This is a genomic window from Stutzerimonas azotifigens, assembly GCF_013522725.1.
Classification (GTDB): Bacteria; Pseudomonadota; Gammaproteobacteria; order Pseudomonadales; family Pseudomonadaceae; genus Stutzerimonas; species Stutzerimonas azotifigens_A.
The window spans coordinates 1-1,232 of record NZ_JAAMRF010000024.1; the positions used below are offsets into that span (position 1 = coordinate 1).

The window sequence follows — 1,232 nt, forward strand, 5'->3', positions numbered from 1 at the left end:
GCATAAAAAAGCCCGTCACGAGGACGGGCTAAAGAAATGCCGTAACAGGAGCAAACGGGTGAAGCGGTGTTACAGGATCGACAACGGGTAGTTGAAGATCAGGCGGTTCTCGTCGAACTCGTTGTTGCTGAAGTCGCGACGAATGCTGGAGTTGCGCCAGCGCATGCTCAGATCCTTGAGCGCGCCGCTCTGGATGGTGTAGGCCAGTTCGGTCTCGCGGCCCCATTCCTTGCCGTCGGTGACGGTGGCGGTCTGCACGTTGTCGCCGCTGATGTAGCGGTTCATCAAGGTCAGGCCAGGCACGCCGAGGGCGGCGAAGTTGTAGTCGTGGCGCACCTGCCAGGAGCGTTCCTTGGCGTTGTCGTAGCTGGAGTTGTAGCTATCGTTGGCCAGGGTGCCGCCGCTGGTGCCGTTGACGCGCATCCAGGCGTTGTCGCCGCTGACCTTCTGCAGGCCGACATAGAAGGTGTTGCCGCCGATCTTGGCCGAGAACAGACCCGAGTAGGTCTTGTTGTCCAGGTTGCCGGCACGGGCGCTGCCGTCTTCATCGCCCTGGAAATAGCCGAGATTGGCGCCCAGCACCCAGTCGCCGACCGGCTGCACGTGGCGCAGGTTGACGAACTGCTGCTCGTAGATGTCCTTCAGTTCGGCATGCCAGAGCCCGACCACGGTGCGGTCGCTATTGAAGGTGAATTCACCCCCGGCGAAGTTGAAGCGATCGGAGGTGGCGCCGGTGAAGCCCTGCATGAACATGTCTTCCATGCTGGCGTTGTTACGCTCGCTGTTCTGGCGCATCTGGCCGGCGTAGAGCGCCAGGCCGTCGATTTCCTGGGAGGTGATCTGCGCCCCCTGGAAGGTCTGCGGCAGGGAGCGGCCGTCGTCAGCGCGCAGGATCGGCAGCACCGGCATCCACTCGCCGACACGCAGCTCGGTCTTGGAGATCTTGGCCTTGGCGGCCAGGGCCAGGCGGCCGAAGTCATCGGCCGGGCGACCATCGCTGTGGCGCGGCAGCAGAGCGGTGCCATAGGTGCCGCCACCGCCGTCGAGCTTGACCGAGAGCAGGCCGAGGGCATCGACGCCGAAGCCGACGGGGCCGGAGGTGTAGCCGGACTGGAAGTTGAGGATGAAGCTCTGCGTCCACTCTTCGGCCTTGCTCTGGGCATTGGTCGGGTCGACGAAGTTGCGATTGATGTAGAAGTTGCGGGCGTTGACGCTCAGCTTGGAGCCATCGA

Annotated in this window: 1 protein-coding gene; it reads right to left on the reverse strand. The window is 63.3% G+C overall.

From position 1 onward, the window contains the following. Nucleotides 1-69: 69 nt before the first annotated feature. Nucleotides 70-1,218 carry an OprD family porin gene (locus tag G7026_RS22475; protein WP_375138219.1) on the reverse strand — a complete coding sequence of 383 codons (1,149 nt, stop codon included), beginning with the start codon at nucleotides 1,216-1,218 and terminating at the stop codon, nucleotides 70-72. Nucleotides 1,219-1,232 lie beyond the last annotated feature (14 nt).